Annotated in this window: 15 protein-coding genes; 11 read left to right on the top strand and 4 right to left on the bottom strand. The window is 71.3% G+C overall.

What is annotated here, in order from left to right; genetic code table 11:
• Positions 1–149 precede the first annotated feature (149 nt).
• Positions 150–743: a carboxymuconolactone decarboxylase family protein gene (locus FDO65_RS22330; protein WP_166442301.1), complete on the bottom strand. Its 594-nt coding sequence runs from the start codon at positions 741–743 to the stop codon at positions 150–152.
• 109 nt (positions 744–852) lie between these two features.
• Here FDO65_RS22330 and FDO65_RS22325 point away from each other — a divergent pair, with 109 nt between their 5' ends.
• Positions 853–1,314, top strand: a complete 462-nt coding sequence (locus tag FDO65_RS22325; protein WP_166442300.1) for an SdpI family protein — start codon at positions 853–855, stop codon at positions 1,312–1,314.
• Between the two features lie 11 nt (positions 1,315–1,325).
• Here the strand turns inward: FDO65_RS22325 and FDO65_RS19445 are convergent, their stop codons facing one another.
• Positions 1,326–1,928 (bottom strand): YqgE/AlgH family protein, encoded by a 603-nt coding sequence (locus FDO65_RS19445; RefSeq protein ID WP_137451381.1) that lies wholly within the window; start codon positions 1,926–1,928, stop codon positions 1,326–1,328.
• Positions 1,929–2,191: 263 nt separating this feature from the next.
• Here FDO65_RS19445 and FDO65_RS19440 point away from each other — a divergent pair, with 263 nt between their 5' ends.
• The 4 genes from FDO65_RS19440 (at position 2,192) to cydB (ending at position 9,425) form a co-directional block, all read left to right on the top strand.
• Positions 2,192–3,532, top strand: coding sequence for an MFS transporter (locus FDO65_RS19440; protein WP_166442299.1), 1,341 nt, complete (start codon positions 2,192–2,194; stop codon positions 3,530–3,532).
• Between the two features lie 349 nt (positions 3,533–3,881).
• Positions 3,882–6,815 (top strand): Ig-like domain repeat protein, encoded by a 2,934-nt coding sequence (locus FDO65_RS19435; protein WP_137451379.1) that lies wholly within the window; start codon positions 3,882–3,884, stop codon positions 6,813–6,815.
• Positions 6,816–6,954: 139 nt separating this feature from the next.
• Positions 6,955–8,388 (top strand): cytochrome ubiquinol oxidase subunit I, encoded by a 1,434-nt coding sequence (locus FDO65_RS19430; protein ID WP_137451378.1) that lies wholly within the window; start codon positions 6,955–6,957, stop codon positions 8,386–8,388.
• A 2-nt stretch (positions 8,389–8,390) separates the two neighbouring features.
• Positions 8,391–9,425, top strand: coding sequence for a cytochrome d ubiquinol oxidase subunit II (gene cydB / locus FDO65_RS19425; RefSeq protein WP_137451377.1), 1,035 nt, complete (start codon positions 8,391–8,393; stop codon positions 9,423–9,425).
• Here cydB and FDO65_RS19420 read toward each other — a convergent pair.
• A complete protein-coding gene (locus FDO65_RS19420) occupies positions 9,419–11,047 on the bottom strand; it encodes a CCA tRNA nucleotidyltransferase (protein WP_205850177.1) in 1,629 nt (542 codons plus the stop codon). The two genes, cydB and FDO65_RS19420, sit on opposite strands and share 7 nt — an antisense overlap.
• Positions 11,048–11,053: 6 nt before the next feature.
• On the opposite strand from FDO65_RS19420, the gene FDO65_RS19415 reads away from it, so the two are divergent.
• The 6 genes from FDO65_RS19415 to FDO65_RS19390 all read left to right on the top strand — a co-directional run bounded on the left by FDO65_RS19415 (position 11,054) and on the right by FDO65_RS19390 (position 20,778).
• Positions 11,054–11,530, top strand: coding sequence for an NUDIX hydrolase (locus FDO65_RS19415; protein ID WP_137451376.1), 477 nt, complete (start codon positions 11,054–11,056; stop codon positions 11,528–11,530).
• Positions 11,527–13,998: a DUF6049 family protein gene (locus FDO65_RS19410; protein WP_137451375.1), complete on the top strand. Its 2,472-nt coding sequence runs from the start codon at positions 11,527–11,529 to the stop codon at positions 13,996–13,998. Before FDO65_RS19415 ends, FDO65_RS19410 begins: the two co-directional genes overlap by 4 nt.
• 52 nt (positions 13,999–14,050) lie before the next feature.
• Positions 14,051–17,704 (top strand): murein biosynthesis integral membrane protein MurJ, encoded by a 3,654-nt coding sequence (gene murJ, locus FDO65_RS19405; protein WP_137451374.1) that lies wholly within the window; start codon positions 14,051–14,053, stop codon positions 17,702–17,704.
• A 214-nt stretch (positions 17,705–17,918) separates the two neighbouring features.
• Positions 17,919–18,947, top strand: a complete 1,029-nt coding sequence (gene trxB, locus FDO65_RS19400; RefSeq protein WP_137451548.1) for a thioredoxin-disulfide reductase — start codon at positions 17,919–17,921, stop codon at positions 18,945–18,947.
• 53 nt (positions 18,948–19,000) lie between these two features.
• Positions 19,001–19,324, top strand: a complete 324-nt coding sequence (gene trxA / locus FDO65_RS19395; RefSeq protein WP_137451373.1) for a thioredoxin — start codon at positions 19,001–19,003, stop codon at positions 19,322–19,324.
• Positions 19,325–19,623: 299 nt separating this feature from the next.
• Entirely contained in the window at positions 19,624–20,778 is a 1,155-nt protein-coding gene (locus FDO65_RS19390) for an N-acetylmuramoyl-L-alanine amidase (protein ID WP_137451372.1), read from the top strand.
• Here the strand turns inward: FDO65_RS19390 and FDO65_RS19385 are convergent.
• Positions 20,720–21,568 (bottom strand): GNAT family N-acetyltransferase, encoded by an 849-nt coding sequence (locus tag FDO65_RS19385; RefSeq protein WP_137451371.1) that lies wholly within the window; start codon positions 21,566–21,568, stop codon positions 20,720–20,722. The genes FDO65_RS19390 and FDO65_RS19385 overlap by 59 nt on opposite strands.
• Positions 21,569–21,692: the final 124 nt, after the last annotated feature.

Here is a 21,692-nt window from a genome sequence, read left to right as displayed (position 1 = left end):
AGGGCGACCAGCTCCTGGTGATCAGCGCGGCCCGGCAAGAAGCAGTACCGCTGACATGCGCCGATGGTACCGCCGGGAGGGGACGTCGGTGTCCGTACTGACTCGACCGCCCAGCCGCCGACACGACGACGACGATCACCGCATCCCGGTCACGCGGTCCGGTCGTTCCATTCAGGGGGTACCTGCGCCCCCGCCGGCAACGGGGTGTGAAAGGTGCGGATGAGCATCGCCAGCGACGAGTAGTAGCCGGCCAACAGCACGACCTCGACGGCTCGACGGTCACCCAGCGCGGTCCGCGCCTCGGACCAGAGCCCGTCCGACACCGCGGTGGTCGCCAGCAGCTCGCGGGTCAAGGCACTGGCCACGTCCGCCGCCGGGTCGGCCAGCCCCCGCTCCCCGGCCGCGATCCGGTTGAGGTCCTCGGGGTCCAGGCTGCCGTCCTCGACCGCCGACCGGGCGTGGGCGTACCACTCGTAGTCCGCGCGCCAATGGGTCGCGACGGACAGGATCACCGCCTCGGTCACCGCGCTCGACAACCGGGTCGACCGACGCAGCTCGGATCCCACCTGCTGGACCGCGCGGCTCAGTGGCGGGGTGTACGGCAGGCAGGCGAACGGGCCCTGCAGTCTCCCGTCGGGGTCGGCGACCTGCACACCCGGCAGCGCCCTCGCCCGGGAGGCGACGATCGCCGCCGCCAGGTCGGCCGCTTCCGGGGAGGGTGGGTCGAGGGGGTCGAGTCGCACGGGGGGCCTTCCTGGTCGTCGGTGGTGGGTCCGGCTTCGTCCCGCTCGCCGGTCGATCGCGACGCAGCGGAGCGGCGAGGGTCCGGGGGCCCGCGGCTACCATCACAGGGTGTCCGCTCCGTTCCTGCTCACCATCCCGCTCGCCGTCGTGCTGATCGGTCTGGGCCTGCTGTGCGCGGTGACCGCCCGAGCCGGCTGGATCGGCACCCTGCGCCGGGAGGGTCGCCTGGGCGTCCACACCCCGGCCGCGCTGGCCAGTGAGGACGCGTTCGCCACCGCGAACCGGGTCGCCGCCCCCGTGGTCGCCGGCGCCGCCGTCGTCAGCCTCGTGCTCGGCGTGCTGATCCTGGCGCTACAACCCCCCACGCTGACCGCCATCGTGATGGCCGTACTCGGCGTCATCGGCACCCTCGGCCTCCTGGTCGCCGGCGGCACCCTCGGCGAGAAGGCCGCCCGCACCGTCCCGATCCCGGCGCGCCGTCCGACCGCCGGGGCCAGCTGCGGCGGGTGCGACTGCAGCGGCGGCGGCTGCGCCATCAGCAAGCTTCCCCGCACCACTCATCAGGCCTGATCAGGACGGACTCAGTTCCGGGTGACGTCCTGCGGGTGGTAGGCCAACCAGGCCAACGGGAAACCCTGCCGCTTCAGCACCCGGAACCACAGATCGACCCGCGGCCCGGCCAGCACGTCGTCCGGCAGGCCCGGCAGGACGACCCAGGCCCCCTCCGCCACCTCACCGGCCAGCTGGTCGGGGCTCCACCCGGCCCGGCCCGCGTACACGCGGGCCCCGCGCAACGACGGGGACAGCTCTGCCGGGTCGGCGTCCAGATTGACCAGCACGACCGGCCCCGTCACCCCGATCACCCCGTCCAGCCGACGCGGGTCCACCCCGGTCCGGCACACGCCGACGCACATGGCCGCGTTCGTCTGCACCGGCCCGCCGACGTAGAGCGCCTGCGGCTTGATGACGTGCGGCGCCCATTCGGGCAGCACGTTGTGCACGGCCGTCTCACTCGGCCGATTAAGGACCAGACCGACCGTGCCGTCCTCGCCGTGCGCCACCAGGTAGACGACGGTGCGACGGAAGTTGGGGTCACCCAGTTCCGGGGTCGCCACCAGGAGCGCACCCGGGCGCAGCGCGCTGTTGCCCGCCCCACCGGGCTCGAACCCCTCGTGCGCAGTCATCGCCGCATATTGTGCCCGGCCCTCGACCGGTGGAAAGCGTCCTGGGGCGAGCATGCGGCCGCGGGCCACGCGTACCGTTTGATCTCGTGACCGAGTCGCCCCGTCCCCGCAGCTCCGGGACCGGCCGTGCGCACCCGGGAACCGCCACCACCACAGTGGCGGCGGCGGGAGCCGACGGAGCGGTACCCGGCCCCAGCGGAACCGACACCCCCGGCTTTGACGGGGGCAACCCGCACCACCGGCCGCACGGTCCGCGCCCCGTCGTGGCCACCCTGCCGGACCCCGGGTCGGCCGGCACCGATCGACCCTCCGTCAAGGGACTGCGTGACCTGTGGCGGGTGCGGTCGCTGCGCCGCCTGGTCCTGGTCCGCCTGCTGAGCTCGTTCGGTGACGGCGCCTTCCAGGGCGCGCTGGCCGTCATCATCCTGTTCAGCCCCGAACGACAGACCGAACCGGCCGCCATCGCCGCCGGGTTCGCCGTCCTGCTGCTGCCGTACTCGCTGGTCGGGCCGTTCGCCGGAGCGTTGCTCGACCGGTGGAGCCGACGGCAGGTCATCGTCTGGGCGACCGTCCTACGGGCCGTCCTCGTGCTCCTCGCGGCCGCTCAGGTGTGGGGCAACTGGCCCAGCCCGGTGCTGTTCGGCACCGCCCTGCTCATCATGGGCGTCGGCCGCTTCGTCGGATCCGGCCTCTCGGCATCCATGCCGCACACCGTCGCCCGCGACTCCCTGGTCGGCGCGAACGCACTTGCCACTACCGTCGGGGCGGTGGCCACCGCCATCGGCGGCGGGTACGCGATCGCCCTGCGCAGCGCCCTCGGCGGGTCGGTCAGCGACGCCGCCTTCATCACCGCCACCGTCGCCGTGTTCTACGGCCTGGCCGCCCTGCTGGCCACCCGGTACCGGCGCACCGCCCTCGGACCGGACGAGACCGACGAGCCGGCCGAGCCGTTGCGCGCCGTGCTGCTGGGCTTCACCAGCGGGCTGCGGCACATCGTCCAGCGGCCGACCGTCGGCCTGGCCGTGGTCGTCGTGATGATCGTCCGGTTCGGGTTCGGCCTGTGCACGATGGTCGTGCTGCTGTTGTTCCAGCACTACTTCACCGAGAGCCAGGGCGTGCTGCGGACCGGGCCGTCCGGCATCGCCGAGGTCCTCGGGTTCGGTGCGCTCGGGGTGTTCCTCGGCGCCGTCGTCACCGCCCCGACCGTCCGCAAGCTCGGCCGCACCCGCTGGGTCGCGATCATGCTCAGCGTCTGCGCGATCGTCGCCGCCGCCGCCGGCAGCCAGTTCACCCTGATCTCCACCCTGATCGCGGCGTTCGTGGTCGGGTTCGCCTACCAGTCCAGCAAGGTCTGCATGGACTCCGTCGTCCAGCAGGACAGCGACGACGCCTACGTCGGCCGCGTCTTCGCGCTCTACGACACCCTCAACAACGTGTGCTACGTCGGCGCCTTCGCGCTCGGCGTAGTGCTCGTGCCCTACAACGGGCACGGCTATGCGCCGGTGTTCCTGGTCGGTGGGCTGTTCCTGATCACCGGGATCGGCTACGGCGTCATGATGAGCAGGCTGCGGCGGACACCGTCGTCGACCGCCGCGGCGGTCTGAGGCCTCACCGACCCGCTCCGACCGGGAGGTCGGACAGCATGCCGCTATCCCTCCGCCCCACGCCGGTCAAGGGGTGGGCCCCGTTGCCATCCTCATCGGCCGAATGGTCACACCATCCGAGCCGCCCGCGGTCCATGGCGTGATCGGCCCGACCACGGTCCGGTCATGACGTCGGCGAACCTTCACTCAACCGCCCGGTGGTGGTCGGGATGCCGGCGAGGATGCAATGGACTGGTCCCGTTCGGCTCCGATGCGCAGTCGTGCTGCGTCGGCGGTGCCGCCTCACGTTCGGCTCCCGTGATCACCCAGCACTGCGGTGGCACGAGTCGGCGACCTTCCAGGAGCCCTGGTGACCCGCAGTCCGTTGCACGGCAGCCGTGCCCGCCGCATTGTCAGCGTTGCCCTGACCGCCGGTCTGGTGGTGGCCGGCCTGGGTGCCGGCACCGCCGCTGCGCCCTCGATCTCCCCGGCCGACGCCGCGGTCCCCGCGGCGACCGCGACCACCTCGGTCGTCACGGTCAAGACGGGCGGCGACCGGACCGGCGTCTCCGGAGTGACACCGCTGCCGGGCGTGCAGCTCGGACTGTTCTCCGCCGTGACGTCGTCCGACCCGGTCAATCCCACGTGGGCCGTGTGCACCGCTGACGCCGCCGGCGACTGCTCGTTCACGGTGCCCGACACACAGACCGGTGGAGCCAACGTCAACGCCCGCTTCTTCGTGAAGCAGATCAGCGCGCCGTCGGGCTGGTACGCCAACGGGGTGGTCCGGACCCAGACCTCTTCCGGCCAAACACCGGTGGCGACGCCCTACGCCTTCCAGACTCCGCAGATGGTCGCCGGAACCGTCTACCGGTCCGGAACCGGCGCCAGCACCACCAACGCCGGGTTCATGAGCGATCCGACCAATCGGAACACCACTCCCCTCGCCTCGGGTGGCGTGTGGCAGCAATCCCGGATCAACCCCGGCCTCGCCGGCTGCGGGCTGTCGGTCGCTTTGATCCTGGACGTGTCGGGCTCGGTCGGGGCCAACCTGCCGGATCTGCAGGGAGCCGGCCGGGCATTGGTCAACTCTCTGGTCGGCACTCCGTCCGACGTCAGCCTGTACACGTTCTCCAACAACTCACCGGCCAACACGACCGGCAACCAGAACCGGCCGCGGACGGCGGTGTCCACCCAGGCCGGCGCCGACGCGGTCAACGGCTGGATCAGCGGGACCACCGTCGGCGGGGGTACGAACTGGGACCGGGGCCTGGCCCAGGTCGCGGAGAACGAGCATCACTACGACATCGCCATGATGATCACCGACGGCAATCCGACCTTCTACGGTCTGCCCCCCAACCCGACGTGGTATCCGAACAATCCCGAGTACGCGCAGGGCCCGGGATCGGCGACCCGGGCGCGGGAGTTCGAGAACGGGGTGTTCTCGGCGAACGCGCTGAAGGCGGAAGGCACCCGTGTGGTGGCCGTCGGTGTCGGCCCCGGCATCACCTCGGCGGCCGAGAATCTTGCCGCCATCTCCGGCCGGACCGTCAACTCGGACTATTACCTGACCAGCGATTACGCCGCGGCCGGCGCCGCACTCCGCGCCCAGGCTCTGAGCAAGTGCAAGGGTTCGGTGTCGGTCGTCTCCCAGCTGATCCCGGCCGGGGGCACCGCCGCGAACGCCACCGTCCAGCCGGGCTGGATCTTCGGGGCCGCGGTTCCCGAGGACGCGACGGTCACCCCGGGCACGGGGACGACTGACGACACCGGCGGGACCACCTTCACCGTCGGCGCCGCCCCGGGATCGGCCAACACCCCGGTGACGATCACCGACCAGGTCCCCGCCGGCGCCACCGTCGTGCAACAGAACGGGGCCAACGCCGCCTGTCGCGACCTGTCCACCGGCGCTGCGGTGTCGGTCACCAACCAGGGCGCCACCGGATTCCAGGTCGACACCCTGTCCACCAGCTCGATCGGCTGCACCGTTCTGCATCAGGCCGGCAGCGCCACCGCGACCACCGTGACCGCCCCCGCATCGACCCGGGTCGCCCAGCCGATCACCGTCTCCGCCGCGGTGACGCCGATCGGTACCGGATCGGTGCGATTCGCCGCCACGGCCACGTCGGGTCCATCCACCGGGTCGACGGTCGCGATCGGGACCGCCATGGTGGCCGCCGACGGAACGGCGGCGCTGTCCTGGACTCCACCGGGTCTGGGTGCGTACGACGTGACCGCGACCTACCTCGGCGACAGCACGCATCTGGCCTCGACCTCACCGGTCGCCTCGGTCTCCGTCCTGGCCCAACCCGGTTCGCTGGTCGTGTCCGAGTTCCGCCAGTCGGGCCCCGGCGGCGCCACCGACGGCTATGTCGTGCTGACCAACACCGGAACCAGCCCGATCCCCCTCGTCGGCTACCAGATCGTCACCGGCAGCGGGACCACCGTCCCACTGGCCGCAGCGTCCGGCACCGTCGCTCCGGGCCGCTCCCACCTGGTCGCCGCCGCGGGATACTCCCTGACCAGCACGACCCCGGCGGACACGACGGTGCCGTCACTGGGCTCGGGTGGGTTGAAGGTCGTCGCACCGGACCCCGCGACCACCGCGACCGATGCCGTCGGACCGCTCACCGGTCCGCACAGCGGCACCGCTCTCCCCGCCCTCGCCGGCTCCCCCACACAGCAGTACGCCTGGGTTCGTCTCAGGTCGGGTGGCAACGGACTGCAGAACACCGGCGACAACGTGGCCGACTTCGCGCTGGTGTCCAGCGCCGGCGGTCCGGTCGGCGGGGTGCCCTCGATGATCGGGGCGCCCTCTCCGATCGGCGATGACAGCCCGGCTCCCACCCGAGCGGCACCGTCGACCCTGCTGGCCGGGGCCGCCGATGTCGCGGCATCACCCAATCGCATCGTCACCCGGACCCCGGGTGGGGCGACCACCCTCACCGTCAACCGGGTCGTCACCAATCGCTCGGCTGTGCCGATCACCGCGATGCGGGTCCGACTGACGTCGATCAGCGAGGCCAACGGCATCCCGCGGCCGGGCGTGACGCGTCCGGCATCTCTGGTCGTTGCCCCTCCGTCGAGTCCCACGACCACCTTCGACGTCGGGGGCCAGGCGGTGACCGTGCAGAACCTGAGCCCGACCGCCCCGGTGCTGTCCACCGGCGGTCTGAACACCACGTACTCGGTTCCGTTGCCGAACGGCCGGCTGGACCCCGGCCAATCCGTACCGGTGTCCTTCACCTTCCTGGTGCAGTCCGGTGGGACGTTCTGGTTCTCCTACGTCACGGAGGTGTCCTGACCCTCCTGGATCGGAGCTGTGGGTCCGTCGGGGGAGGGCACAACCTTTGACGTGGTGGTCTGACGTCACCACGAAGCGTCGTCGGCGCTCCCCGACTGCCAACAGGCTGAGTGGCCGCAGATAGGGAATTCTGCCCACCATGGATGTCATCGGCCTGTCGCGGTTCCAGTTCGCCTCGACCAGCATCTTCCACTTCTTCTTCGTCTCGCTCACCGTCGGGCTCGCCTTCATGATCGCGATCATGGAGACGCTCTCCTACGCGAAGAAGGAGCAGCGCTACGAGAACATGACCAACTTCTTCGGTCACCTGTTCTTGATCAACTTCGCGGTCGGTGTGGTGACCGGCATCGTCCAGGAGTTCCAGTTCGGCATGAACTGGAGCGAGTACTCGCGCTTCGTGGGCAACATCTTCGGGGTGCCGTTGGCCCTCGAGGTGCTGATGGCGTTCTTCCTGGAGAGCACGTTCATCGCGCTCTGGTGGTTCGGCAAGGACCGGCTGCCGCACTGGGTCCGGCTCGCGAGCATCTGGCTGGTCGCCATCGGCACCCAGGTCAGCGCGTTCTGGATCATCGTCGCCAACGCCTGGATGCAGCGCCCGGTCGGCTACCGCATCGAGAACGGTCAGGCCATCCTGACGAGCTTCTCCGACGTCGTCTTCAACCCCAAGGCCTGGATCTACTTCTTCCACGTCCAGGGCAGTGCCTGGACCGTGGCCGCGTTCCTCGTGCTGTGCGTGGCCGCCTACCACCTGCTGCGCCGGCACCACGTCGAGATCTTCGGGCCCGCCCTCAAGCTCGGGCTGGTGGTCGGCGCCGTCGGCACCCTGTTCTCCGCGCTCAGCGGCCACACCGCCGCGCAGACCGCGCGCGAGGACCAGCCGATGAAGTTCGCGGCCATGGAGGCCCAGTGGGAGGACTCCGAGGCCCCCGCACCCTGGTCGGCCATCGCGGTGATCGACCAGGAGGGGCAGCGGAACACCTTCAACATCGAGATCCCGTTCCTGGGGTCGGTGCTGGCCGACAACTCCCTGAACTCGTCCTACGAGGGCATGATCCGGCTGCAGGAGGAGTACCAGCAGCAGTACGGCCCCGGCGACTACATCCCGCCCGTCGCCCCCGTCTACTACTCGTTCCGGCTCATGGTCGGCATCGGGATGGTGCTGCTGGCCACCGCCTTCGGCGGCCTGGCCCTGTGGTGGTGGGGCCGCAAGGGGCGCAAGGACCGGTTGCTGACCAACCGGCTGTTCCTGCGCTGGCTGGTGTGGATCGTGCCGTTGCCCTGGCTGGCCAACTTCTTCGGCTGGATCACCACCGAGATGGGCCGGCAGCCGTTCATGGTCTACGGCCTGCTGCGGGTCGACCAGGGCGTCAGTCCGAACAGCTTCACCGAGGTGCTGGTCGGCCTCATCGGACTGTGGGCGATCTACCTGGCCCTCATCGGCCTCGACATCTACCTGCTGTCGGTCACCGCCCGGGCCGGCATCGACCACAAGCCGTCCGCCGAGATCGTCGCCGCCCCGGCCCCCAGCTACAGCGAGGGCCCCAGCGACTCCGACCGGAGCGGGAGCCTCTGATCATGACCCTGGTCAACCTCTGGTTCTGGCTGATCGCCGTCTGCTTCACCCTCTACTTCTTCCTGGAGGGCTTCGACTTCGGTGTCGACCTGCTGCGCCCGCTGCTGGCCCGCACCGAGGCCGAAGAACGGGCCCTGACCGGCACCATCGGCCCGTTCTGGGACGGCAACGAGGTGTGGGTCATCGCCGCGGCCGGCGTCATGTTCTCCACGTTCCCCGTCTGGTACGGCGCGCTGTTCAGCGGCATGTACCCGATCTTCGTGGCCATCCTGCTGGCCCTGCTGCTGCGCGGGGTCGCCTTCGAGTACCGCAACCAGGTCGACAAGCAGGTCTGGCGCAACGCCTGGGACTGGGCGTCGTTCTTCGGCAGCCTCGTGCCCTCGTTCCTGTGGGGCGTCGTCATGGCCAAGCTCATCGAGGGCCTGGCCCTGGACGGCGACCGGCGCGCCGTCGGCGGGCTGGGCGACAACTTCTCGCTCTTCTCGGTGGTCGGCGGGCTCGGCACGCTGCTGCTGTTCATGCTGCACGGCGCGACGTTCCTGCTGCTCCGGCTGCACACCGACACCGTGCTGTACGTCCGTGCCCGCAAGGCCGCCCTGCTCTGGGGCGCGCTGGCCACCGTCGCCATCCTGGCCTTCGTCTGGCTCGGCTACGTCGGCAAGGGCCTGTTCACCTCGTTCGGCGTGCTGCCCTGGGTCTTCCCGGTCATCTCCGCCGTCACCCTGGCCAGCATCTGGTTGGCGCTGACCCGGCACTGGGACCGGATGGCGTTCGCGATGAGCGGCGCGACGATCGTCTTCTCGACGATCACCATCTTCATCTCGCTGTTCACCCGCCAGCAGGTGCTGCCGTCCACCCTCGACCCGGCGTTCAGCCTGACCATCGACGGGTCGGCCAGCGAGCACTACACACTGGTCCTGATGACCTGGGTCGGCGGGATCTTCCTGCCGCTGATCATCGGGTACCAGATCTGGAACTACTACGTCTTCCGCGAGCGCATCCGACCGCACGAGGGCGGCCTGGACCACGGCTACTGACCGTCGGCATCCCCGGCGGCACCGGCCGCCGGGGTGATCCCCTGCTCGCGAGCCCAGGCCAGCAGTTCGGCCTCGGCGACGTCCCGATCGAGCGGGCCCCGTTCCAGCCGCAGCTCCTTGAGGAACTTCCAGGCCTTGCCGACCAGCGGCCCGGCGGGGATGCCCAGCAGTTCCATGATCGCGTTGCCGTCCAGATCGGGACGGACCCGCGCGAGGTCCTCGGCCGCGGCGATCTCGCCGATCCGCCGTTCCAGGTCGTCGTAGGAGCGCTGCAACGCCCGCCGCCGGTGCGGGTTGCGGGTCGTGCAGTCGGCGCGCACCAGTTTGTGCAGACGGGAGAGCAGATCACCGGCGTCCGTCACGTAGCGACGGACGGCCGAATCCGTCCACGCCCCGGTCCCGTATCCGTGGAACCGCAGGTGCAGGAACGTCAGCTGGGCGACGTCGTCGATCATCGACTTCGGCATCCGCAGGGCCCGCAGCCGCTTGCGGACCAGCTTGGCCCCGACCACCTCGTGATGGTGGAAGCTGACGCCCTGTCCCGGCTCGAAACGGCGGGTCGCCGGCTTGCCGATGTCGTGCAGCAGCGCCGCCCACCGCAGCGTCAGGTCCGGGCCGTCCTCCTCCTGGGCGATGGCCTGGTCCAGCACGGTCAGCGAATGCTCGTAGACGTCCTTGTGCTGCAGGTGCTCGTCCCGTTCCAGCCGCAGCGCCGGCAGCTCGGGCAATACGTGATCGGCCAGCCCGGTCTGCGTCAACAACGCCAGACCGGCCCGCGGATGCGCCCCCAGCAGCAGCTTGTTCAGCTCGGCCCCGACCCGCTCCGCGGTGATGCGGGTGATCTGATCGGCCATGGCCGTCATCGCCGCGACGACCCGGGGCGCCGGGGTGAAGCCGAGCTGGGAGACGAAACGGGCGGCCCGCAGCATCCGCAGGGGGTCGTCGTGGAACGACTGCTCCGGAGTGCCCGGAGTGTCCAGCACCTTGGTCGCCAACTGGTCGAGCCCGCCGAACGGGTCGGCGAACTTGTGCCCGGGCACCGACACTGCCATCGCGTTGACCGAGAAGTCCCGCCGCCCGAGATCGCCCTCCAGGGTGTCGCCGAACGTCACCACCGGGTTGCGGGTGTCACCGTCGTAGACGTCGGACCGGAACGTGGTGATCTCCAGGCGCAGCCCGCCCCGGTTCACGCCCACGGTCCCGAACGTCACCCCGGTCTCCCACGTCGAGTGGGCCCAGCCCTCGACCAGCTCGAGCACCCGCTCCGGGCGGGCGTCGGTGGTGAAGTCGAGGTCGTCGCCGAGCCGGCCCAGCAGGGCGTCCCGCACCGAGCCGCCGACCAGGTGGAGTTCGTGCCCGGCGGCGGTGAACCGCTGGCCCAGCTCGTCGGCCACCGGCGCCACCCGCATCAGCCCGGCCACCGCGGCCTGCTGCAACGCGTCGAGCCGGTGGGGACGGGCGCCGGCCGGGGAAGGACCGGTCGCGGGAGGAGTCGGGTCAACGGGGGACGGCACGTCGCGCGAGTCTACGGGCCGGCAGCTCGCCGGCCCCCCGAATTGCCGTCGCAGTGACCTGGGCGGGCGACCGTCCTCCCCGGTCACGGGGACCTGCCGCACTACCATCGCAGGATGCCCGCCGACCGTGAGCCGACCCCGACGCCGATCCGGCGTCGGCGGGCCGCGGACGAGACGTCCGCCGGCGGGCTGGTCGTCCGCACCGCGAACGGAGCAGCGGCGGCCGCCCTCATCGGCCGGCTCGACCGGCGCGGGCGTCTGCGCTGGTCCCTGCCCAAGGGACACATCGAGGCCGGGGAGACCACCGAGCAGGCCGCCGTCCGCGAGGTCGCCGAGGAGACCGGGATCTGTGGGCGGATCACCGCGAGTCTCGGCAGCGTCGACTACACGTTCGTCGCCGCCGGACGGCTCGTCCACAAACGCGTCCACCACTTCCTCCTCGAGGCCGTCGACGGCGAGCTGTCCGACGACGACATCGAGGTGACCGAGGTCGCCTGGGTCCCGCTCGCGGACCTCGACGCCCGGCTCGCCTACGCCGGGGAGAGACGACTGGCCCGCCGGGCCGTCGAGCTGCTGGCAGCAACGGCGTGATCCGAGGTCGCGGCGCCCTGCGTCGCGCGGCCCGGGCGGCCATCCTGCTGATGGTCGCGGCGCTGCTGCTGATCGCCGCCGGTGGACCGGCCCTGGCCGCCGGATCGCTGACCCGCACCGCGCCCGAGGACGACTACGCCGGCCGGCTCGCGTTCACCGTCGACTCCGTCGACCCCGTCCTGGTCACCACGGCCGGTCCCACCTCGGTCACCGTCACCGGGTCGGTCACCAACACCGGGTCCGAGGCCATCACCGACCTCATCTACCGCTTCCAGCGGGGCACCGCCGTCGACTCGACCGCCGCCCTGGAACGCGAACTGAGCGAACCCGGTGAACCCACCGCGGCCGTGCCGCCGCGGTTCAGCTCGCTGCTGGGTCGGCTCGACCCCGGGCAGTCGGCGCCGTTCACCGCCACCGTGCCGCTCAGCGGCACCGGGGGTATCGGGGTGCAGAGCGCCGGCGTCTACCCCCTGCTGCTCAACGTCAACGGCGACGTGGCCCTGGAGTCCGGTCCGCTGGCCGCCCGGGTCGGGGAACTGCACCTGGTCCTGCCCGTCCTCGGGGTCCCCGGGTCGTCGAGCAGCACTCCGAGCGAGCCGACGGTCGGCGCGCTCGGGGTGGGGATGCTGTGGCCGTTCGTCGACACCCCGCACCTGGGGGTCGGCGGGGTCTTCCGCAACGACGACCTGGCCACCGCGATCGCCCCCGGTGGTCGCCTCGCCGTGCTGCTCGAGGGCCTGCGGGGCAGTACGGCCGAGCAACTGCCGGCCGGGGCGATCACCCTGGTGCTCGACCCCCAGCTGCTCGACGAGCTGGACCGGATGAGCGGCGGCTACGAGGTGCTGACCGGGCCGCAGCAGCCGCTCGCCCTGACCCCCTCCGGATCGTCCGGGACCCCGACCAGCAGTGTCCCGGCCAGCTCGTCGGCGAGCCCGACGACGTCCGGTTCGGCCGCGCCGGCCACGACGACCGGAGCGGCGACGCCCGGCACCGGCACGACCGCGGTCGGCGCCGACGGCAACCAGGTCACCACCGGCGCGGGCAGCGCGGACGCCCGGCGGTACCTGGAGGGGTTGCGAACAGTCGTCCAGCGGTTCCCGACCCTGCTGCTGCCACTGGCCGACCCCGACACCGTCGCCCTGACCCGGAGCGGCCTGACCGCCGACATCCCGGGCGCCGTCACCGCCGGCCAGGCCGTCGCCGAGCGGGTCCTGGGAACCGATCTGGCGGCCCGTCTCACCACGACCACCGCCTTCCCGGCGCAGGGCCTGCTGGACGACGCCACCGCCACCTTCCTGGGGCAGGCCGGTTTCACCGGCACGATCCTCGCCGCCGCCGGGGTGAGCGGCGCCGATGACGGATCGCAGCCCGATGCCGTGGTCGTCACGACGGACGGCGGCGCCGACACCGGCCTGCGCGCGGCGCTGGCGCAGAGCGGCGGTCTCGGCGATCTGGCGGTGCTCGCCGGCCAGGAATCGGGCAACAACTGGTCGGTGCGCGTCAACGCGCTGACCGGACTGCTCTACCAGCAGATCCGGGACGAGAGCACGACCAGCTCGGGCCGCACGCCAGCGACCGCGATCATCGTGCCCAACCGCCAGTGGTCGCCCAGCCTGGCGTCGATTCAGCGACTGCAGGACGTGCTCGTCACCCTCGGCCAGGGCGGCCTGATCAGCGGCGTCGACCTCGGGACCACCCTGGGGCGCGCCACCACGTCTGCGACGCTGCAGTACCCGGAGTCGGCGCGCAACGCCGAACTGGACGCCGGCTACCTCGACGCCGTCCGCACCGCGCAGGCCGAAGTGGCGCAGCTACGGGCCTCGTTCGCGGCGCAGACCCAACCCCAGGACCCGGCCCCGGTGCTGGACGCCCTCGACCAGGCCCTGCTCACCGCGGGATCGACGGCCTACCGGAGCCGCCCGACGGGTGGACGAGCGAACCTCGACACCGTCCGGGCGACCCTGGACGAGGTGCACAGCGGGGTGCGGATCGCCACGACGAACGCAACCTACACACTGGCCTCGTCGTCCTCCCCCCTGTTGGTGACCGTGCAGAACACGTTGCCGTACGACGTCACCGTCACCGTGCGGATCGTCGGCGGCGAGTACGTGGGTCTGGACGCCACCGACCCGGAACCGCAGGTCGTGCCGGCCGGGCGGTCGGTGCCCTTCCGGATCGCCACCGAGGTCAGCCGGTCCGGTCAGTTCCAGGTCTCGGCCCAGGTCGTCGGCGCGGACGGCGCGGTCTGGGGGCAGACCGTGCCACTCTCGGTGCAATCGTCGGCGTTCGGGGCGGTCACCGTGGTGATCATCGCGGTCGCCGGGGCGGTGCTGCTGATCATGGTCGTGCTGCGGGTCCGGCAGCGCCTGCAGGCCCGGCGGGCCCGGATCGCCGCGGAGGCCGCCGGCGAACCACCAGTGACGGACGAGGACGGCGGCGACCGGGAGCCGGACCGGACACCAGGATGACCGGGCCCGCACAGCGGCCGACAGGGACGGAAGAGCAGTGAGCGGAGGGCCAGTGAGCGACGGACGAGGCGAGCACCGCCCCCTCCGCGGAGCCGTCGCATCCCCGGACCCGACGCCGCCGCCGGACCCGGGACTGCTCGCCGAGGAGACCGTCACCGCCGGGGTGGTCGGCGCGGAGGTACCCGCGCAGATCGCCGCGGCCGACCGCACCAGCCCCGACGACATCTCCGGGATGAAGACGGCCCGCACCGGCGGGGTCATCCGCGCCGGCCTGGTGATGGCCATCGCCACCCTGGTCAGCCGGGTCACCGGTTTCGGCGCCAAGGTCGTCCTCATCGCCGTGCTCGGCTTCGGCGTCGCCAACGACGCCTACACCTTGTCCAACACGCTGCCCAACATCGTCTTCGAGCTGCTGATCGGCGGCGTCCTGACGTCGGTGGCGATCCCGCTGCTGTCCCGGGCCCGCAGCGACCCGGACGGCGGGGAGCTGTACACGCAGCGGCTGATGACCGCGGCCTTCGTGGGCCTCATCGCCGCCACCGGGCTGGCCATTGCCGCCGCGCCGCTCCTGACCCGTCTCTACCTGGGCGGCGACACCGTCGTCGACATCGACCTGGCCAACCACCTGGCCGTGCTGCTGCTGCCGCAGATCCTGTTCTACGGGTTGGCCGCGCTGTTCGGGGCCATCCTGAACACCAAGGAGAAGTTCGGCGTCCCGGCCTGGGCGCCGGTGGTCAACAACGTCATTGTCATCGCGGTCGGCATCGGCTTCGTCGTCACCTGGCCGCCGAACGGGGGCGACGCACTCTCCGGGCTCACCACCGCCCAGGTGCTGTTCCTGGGCCTGGGCACCACGGCCGGCATCGTCGTGCAGGCGCTGGTGATGATCCCGGCCCTGCTGCGCAGTGGCTTCCGCTTCCGCTGGCGGTGGGGCGGCGACAAGCGGCTGACCGAGGCCGGTCAGCTGCTGCTGTGGGCCGTCGCCTACGTGCTGGTCTCCCAGGCCGGGTACATCGTGCTGACCAACATCGCCGGCGACGTGGTCGGCGGGGTCGCGGTCTATACGTTCGCGTCGCTGCTGTTCCAGCTGCCCTACGGGATCATCGGCGTCTCGCTCTTGACGGCGATCATGCCGCGGATGAGCCGGAACGCCGCCGCCGGCGACGTCGACGCCATGAAGAGCGACGCCGCCCTGGCCAACCGACTGTCCATCGTGGCGCTCACTCCGGTCGCCGCCGGCATGGTCGTCCTGGCCTCCTCACTAGCCATCCTCGCCGCCGGATACGGCCGGGTGAGCCTCCAGGACACCATCGAACTCGGCGCGACACTCGCCGCGCTCACCCTGGGCCTGGTGCCGTTCGCGATGACCCTCGTGCAGATGCGGGTCTTCTATGCCATGAAGGACGCCCGGACGCCGACCCTGATCAATGCGGTCATGGTCGGCGTCCGGATCCCGCTGCTGATCGCCTGTGTTGCCCTGGACGAACGGCTGATCATCCCCGGGATGGCGGCGGCGACCGCGCTGTCGTACCTGGTCGGGGCGATCGTCGGTGAGCTGTGGCTGCGGCACCGGTACGGCTCGATGGACACCCGGCGGACCCTGCTCACCGCGGCCAAGATGACCCTCGCCGGGCTGGCCGGCGCCGGGGCGGCCCTGCTGGCCGGCAGTCGGGTCGTCACCGGGGCGGTCGACTCCTCCGGTGAGGCTCTGCTGTACATCCTGGTGGCCGGCCTGGTCGGCCTGATCGTCATCGCCGCGGTCGCCACGCTGCTCAAGGTGCCCGAGCTGATCCCGCTCCGCCGCCGGATCACCGGCCTCGCGAGCCGGGTTCTGCGCCGCGGCACCACCACCCAGAAACCACCGTCCGACGACCGCAACAGCCATGGGGAGCAGGTGTCACCACCGGTGCGCAACGACGACGAACCCACACCCACGGGCCCGGGCGCCGACCGCGACCAGCCGCCGGCGGACGACGCGACCGCCACGGTCGCCGTGCCGCTGGCCGCCGTGAACGGTGGGACCGCGCAGCCCACCGCCGACGGCTCCGACCGGGACGAACAGAGCCAGGACGATCCGGCGACCGGGGAGGCGGAGCTGACCCTGCCGGCGACCCGTCCGGGTGCCCACGCCGCTCCGGGAACGGCCGGCGACGCCGCGTCCCGGTTGACCCCCGGGACCGTGGTCGGCGGCCGGTACCGGCTGGTCAGCCTCATCTCGGCCGACGCCAACGGGAACTGGTTCTGGCGGGCCAAGGACACCGTGCTGCCCCGTGACATGGCCGTCACGATCCTCCCGGACACCACCGGGACGTCGGCGACGGTGGCCCGGACGTTGCGGGCCGGGCGCCTGCACCACATCGGCCTTCCGCAGACGCTCGACGTCGGCACCGACCTCGGCCAGTCGTACGTCGTCGGTCAGTGGGTCGACGGGGCCACCGTCACGGATCTGCTGAGCGCCGGCCCGCTCGACCCGGACGTGGCCACGTCCATCACCGGCAAGGTCGCCGACGCGGTGGCCGAGGCCCATCGCAACGGCATCGCCCTGGGGGCGATCAACCCGTCGCTGGTCCGGGTCAACTTCGACGGCCAGGTGCGGATCTCCCACGTCATCGCGCACGGGACCGCCACTCCCGACCAGGACATCCGCGCGGTCGGCGCACTGCTCTATCTGATGGTGACCGGGACCTGGCCGCTGGCCGAGCCGCTGGACCACGCCGCCGAGTTCGGCACCTCGGAGTCCCGGTCGGGCCGGACGGCCGCCGCCATCCCCGCCGCCCCCACCCGGCTGGGCCGCGAGCTGCCGGCCGACGAGGTCCGGCCGGAGGTCCCCGAGGCGCTGTCGGCGCTGGCCGAGCACGCCCTGCACCCGGACGAGCCGAACGGCATCCACGCGATGGCGGCCATCGCGACCCTGCTGCGCACCCCGGACAAGGACGAGGTCGCGCCGGTCGACGAACCGGTCATCCGTACGCTGTCGGCCGCTGACCGCCGGCTCGTCCGGGATCGCCGCATCAAGCTGTCGATGGCCTCGGCGGTGCTGGTCGTCCTGGCCGTGCTGATCGTGGTGGCTGCCGGCGGGGTGACCAAGCAGGTGCTGGCCTCGGTCGGGAACGTCGCGCCGGTGGAGAGTGCCGCTGCTTCGTCCTCGACGGCCGCCGAGGCGCCGCCGGCCGAGACGACCACCGCGGCCGCCGACCCCGGACCCAGTACGTCGTCAGCCGCGGCCCCCACCGCCGGCCCGGTGAAGATCGTCAAGGGCACGGTCTTCGATCCGGGCGGGGACGGCAAGGCCGACTATGCCTCGTACGTCGACCGGGCCTTCGACGGCAACCCCGACACGGCCTGGCTCACGTGGGTCTACAAGCAGCAGTTCCCGACGCTCAAGCCCGGCGTCGGGCTGCTGCTGGAACTCGAGAAGCCGGTCACCCCGGCCACGGTGACGGTCACCAGCCCCGTGCCGGCGGGCACCAGCCCGAACGCGCCGAAGACGAGCATCGAGGTGCGGTCGGCGACCAGCGCCACCCCGACGCTCGACCAGACGACGGTCATCGGGACGGCGGTCATCGACAACAACGACCCGAAGACCATCCAGTTGAACAACGCTCCGCAGTCCAAGTACCTGCTGGTCTGGCTCACCGCCATGGCCCCGACGTCGGACGGTCAGTTCCAGAGCAAGATCACCGAGGTCTCGATCACCGGCAGCTGACCCGCGCTCGACACCCGGAGTGGGGAATGCCGCTCGGTAAGGTTGCGTTGACGTGCATCGGGACCGGTTCCGCCAGGGATGATCGTCGGGCGGGCCCATCGTCCGCCGGGTCGTCGCGGCCCGGGTAGTTCACGAGATCGAGGGATGCGACGTGACCGACAGCTTCAACGGCCTGGTGGCCTCCGGCCTGGTTTCCCTGCCGAGCGGCGAATCCGTGCCGGCCGGTGGCGAGCAGGCCGACGACCGCGTGCGGGACGTCATCGTGGTGGGGTCCGGCCCGGCCGGTTACACCGCGGCCGTCTACCTGGCGCGGGCCGAGCTGGAGCCGCTGGTCTTCGAGGGCTCGCAGTTCGGTGGGGCCCTGATGACCACCACCGAGGTCGAGAACTTCCCCGGCTTCTCCGAGGGCATCCTCGGACCGGACCTGATGCTGAAGATGCGCGAGCAGGCCGAACGCTTCGGCGCCGATCTCCGCTCCGAGGACGTCGACGCGGTCGACCTGACCGGCGCGGTCAAGACGGTCACCGTCGACGGCAAGACCTTCCGGGCCCGCGCGCTGGTGCTGGCCACCGGTTCGGCGGCCCGCTACCTGGGCCTGCCGAACGAGCAGCAGTACATCGGCCGCGGCGTCTCCGCCTGCGCCACCTGCGACGGCTCGTTCTTCCGCAACCAGCACATCATCGTGGTCGGCGGCGGTGACTCGGCGATGGAGGAGGCCACCTTCCTCACCCGTTTCGCCGCGACCGTGACGATCGTGCACCGCCGGGAGGAGTTCCGGGCCAGCGCCATCATGCTCGACCGGGCCCGCAACAACCCGAAGATCCGCTGGGTCACCAACGCCGTCGTCTCCGAGCTGTACGGCGAGACCACCCTGTCCGGGGTCCGGCTGACCGACACCCGCACCGGTGAGCACACCGAGGTGGAGGCGACCGGCCTGTTCGTCGCCATCGGCCACGACCCGCGGTCGTCGCTGTTCACCGGGCAGATCGAACTGGACGACGAGGGCTACGTGCTGACCGGTCACCGGGTCGGCTCCGACGTCTCCACCGCGACCAGTGCGTCCGGGGTGTTCGCCGCCGGCGACGTCGTCGACCACACCTACCGGCAGGCCATCACGGCCGCCGGGGTCGGTTGCGCCGCCGCCCTCGACGCCCAGCACTACGTCGCCGCCCACCCGCGTCTGGAGGTGCCGGCCGAGCACGTCGCGGACCGCACCGACGACGCCGTCTCCGCCGGCGTCTGATCCGCTCGTCCCGTCCACCGTCACCGCACCCACCAAGCCCGAAGGAGAAAGCCATGGCCACCGTCAAGGTCACGGACGCCACGTTCACCGAGGACGTCCTGCAGTCCGAGAAGCCCGTCATCGTCGATTTCTGGGCCGAGTGGTGCGGTCCGTGCCGCATGGTCGCCCCGGTGCTCGAGGAGATCGCCAAGGCCAACGCCGACAAGGTGACGGTGGCCAAGGTCGACATCGACGCCAACCCGGAGATCGCCCAGCAGTACCAGATCCTGTCGATCCCCACGATGATGGTCTTCCAGGGCGGGCAGCCGGTGAAGACCGTGGTGGGGGCCAAGCCGAAGGCGGCTCTGCTGGCCGAGTTCGCCGACGTGCTGGCCTGATCGCCTGATCGTCACGTCATGAGGGGCCGCCGGGGGAACCCGGCGGCCCCTCATGCGTCTCACAGCCGGCTGTGTCTCGGCTGACATCGGCTGCGGTGCCCTCTGTCGGGTGACTCGCTTTCGGGTGTCACCCACGGCCAGGTGTCCCCCAGCGGGGCACAATGGCGAACGGCACCACACGGCACGGCATCGTCGGCGGGTCCGAGTGGTCGGACGTCATCCCGTCGGTGGTCCGAACAGTGCGGGTTGACGACTGTCCGGTTCATCCGGATGGGTCGACCCTTGATCCGAGGAGAACAATGCTGCGACGCGGCGACCGGGGACCGGCAGTAGCCGATATCAGGGATGCGTTGGCGAGTCTGAACCTGCTCGCGGCGCCACCGGAGGAGGACCGGCGGTACGCCGAGTTCGACGCGGCGACCGATCGGGCGGTCCGTTCGTTCCAGCAGTTGCGCGGCCTGATCGTCGACGGGGTCGTCGGCCCGGTCACGGTGCGCTCCCTCACCGATGCCCGCTGGAAGCTGGGTGACCGCTCGCTGGCGTACACGCTGTCGGCCGTCATGACCGGTGACGACGTCATGGCTCTGCAGACCCGGCTCGCCGAGCTCGGCTACAACACCGGCCGGCCGGACGGCATCTTCGGTCCGCTGACCGACGGGTGCGTCCGCGAGTTCCAGCGGCACCGCGGCCTGGACGAGGACGGCGTGTTCGGCGCCGCCACCTACCGCGAACTGAACCGTATCGGCCGGATGGTCACCGGTGGCCGCCCGCAGTACCTCCGCGAGCACCAGCTGATCCAGATGTCCGGTCCCCGCCTGCAGGGCAAGCGCATCGTGCTCGACCCCGCGCACGGTGGGGCCGACGCCGGGTGGCAGCACGGTTCGGCCCGGGCGAGCGATCTCGTGATGGACGTCGCCCGCCGTCTGCAGTCCCGCATGCAGACCGCCGGGATGACCACGTTCCTGACCCGCGACGAGGACGGCAACCCGTCCCCCGAGGAGCGCGCCGAGTACGCCAACTCCCTGGGCGCCGATCTGCTGCTGAGCCTGCACATCGACGGCTCGCCGTCGCCGCAGGCCTGCGGGATCGCGACGTTCCATTTCGGCACCGACTCCGGGGCCACGTCCACCATCGGGGAGACGCTGGCCGCGCTGGTCCAACGCGAACTGGTCTCCCGGACGCGGTTCATGGACTGCCGGGTGCACCACCGCCCGTGGGACATCCTGCGGTTGACCAAGATGCCGGCCGTGCAGGTCGAGATGGGGTACCTGTCGAACCCCTACGAGCGCTCACTGCTGCTCGACGACGACTTCCGTAACCGGCTGGCCGACGGCCTGCTCGTCGCGGTGAAGCGGTTGTACCTGGACGGTCGCGACGACCCGCACACCGGGACCTTCAGCTTCTCGGATCTCCTGGCTCACGAGCAGATGATCCACGACGCGGCGGTTCGCTGACCCTCCGGTGACAGGCGCTCGGCTCCGGCCGGGCGCCTGTCGTCGTCTCGGCCCGAGATCCGTTGACCTGCACCGGATCTGCCGTGCTGGCGGTGGCACCGGCGAGTTCGCGGAACGGGCTCGGGGAACCGGGCACGGTGATGGTGGTGAACAGCTTTTCCAGCGCCGCCTCGACCTCGGCCTTCCACCCGAGTTCGCGTTCGAGTTCATAACGCAGGCGCGGGTAGCGGGGATGCGGGGCCACCACGGTGAAGCCGACCGCGCGAGCGAACCCGGCGGGCACCAGACACTGCGGCACGTCGTCACCGTGTCTTCCTTCGGTGTCGAGACCTGTTATGGGCTCGCTCTTTTCGGCTTCGGTGGCGGAGTCCTCGCGGCCGAAGAGCTCGATGGCGCGGACGCCGCGGCGGGTGAGTTCGCGGACCACGGCGTTCATCAGGAAGCGGGCCAGACCCTGTCCGGTGTGGTCGTCCCGGATCCGGGCGGCCGTCAGCAGGACGGCGTCGGGGGACACGGGTGAGGTGGGGAACGCGTTCGCCCCGGGGACGGCGGTGGGTGGCGCGTAGAGCGCGAACCCGACGGGCTCGTCGTCGACGGTGATCACCTGACCGGCCGATCCCCACGTCAGCATGACTCCGGACAGCCAGACTTCCTTCTCGAACTCGGTGTCACCGGAGGAGAGCGCGACCCGGGCCCCTGCCGGGTCGAGTTCCCACGCCACGCACCGCCGGCACTCCGCCGGGAGCATCTGGACGGTGCTCATCGTCAGCGGGACGACAACGGGCGTCACGGAACTCCTCGGGTCGGTCGGCGTCGAGCGGGGGCTGACACCGGTCGTCGACATGTGACCGCCGCGGGGACCCCTTGGCCAGGATAGGCGTGGCCTCGACGGGGTGGTGACGGCCGCTGCGTGC

Origin of the sequence: Nakamurella flava (assembly GCF_005298075.1) — a bacterium.
Taxonomy (GTDB): domain Bacteria; phylum Actinomycetota; class Actinomycetes; order Mycobacteriales; family Nakamurellaceae; genus Nakamurella; species Nakamurella flava.
Note: the sequence above shows the minus strand (reverse complement) of the source record. Positions and strands in the feature narration are given on the sequence as shown.

Excerpts from the sequence above, each read along its gene's own strand:
- FDO65_RS19445 (WP_137451381.1), bottom strand. The coding sequence starts at position 1,928 with ATGACTGCGCACGAGGGGTTCGAGCCCGGTGGGGCGGGCAACAGCGCG.
- FDO65_RS19430 (WP_137451378.1), top strand. The coding sequence starts at position 6,955 with ATGGATGTCATCGGCCTGTCGCGGTTCCAGTTCGCCTCGACCAGCATC.
- cydB (WP_137451377.1), top strand. The coding sequence starts at position 8,391 with ATGACCCTGGTCAACCTCTGGTTCTGGCTGATCGCCGTCTGCTTCACC.
- FDO65_RS19420 (WP_205850177.1), bottom strand. The coding sequence starts at position 11,047 with ATGGTAGTGCGGCAGGTCCCCGTGACCGGGGAGGACGGTCGCCCGCCC.
- FDO65_RS19415 (WP_137451376.1), top strand. The coding sequence starts at position 11,054 with ATGCCCGCCGACCGTGAGCCGACCCCGACGCCGATCCGGCGTCGGCGG.
- trxA (WP_137451373.1), top strand. The coding sequence starts at position 19,001 with ATGGCCACCGTCAAGGTCACGGACGCCACGTTCACCGAGGACGTCCTG.
- FDO65_RS19390 (WP_137451372.1), top strand. The coding sequence starts at position 19,624 with ATGCTGCGACGCGGCGACCGGGGACCGGCAGTAGCCGATATCAGGGAT.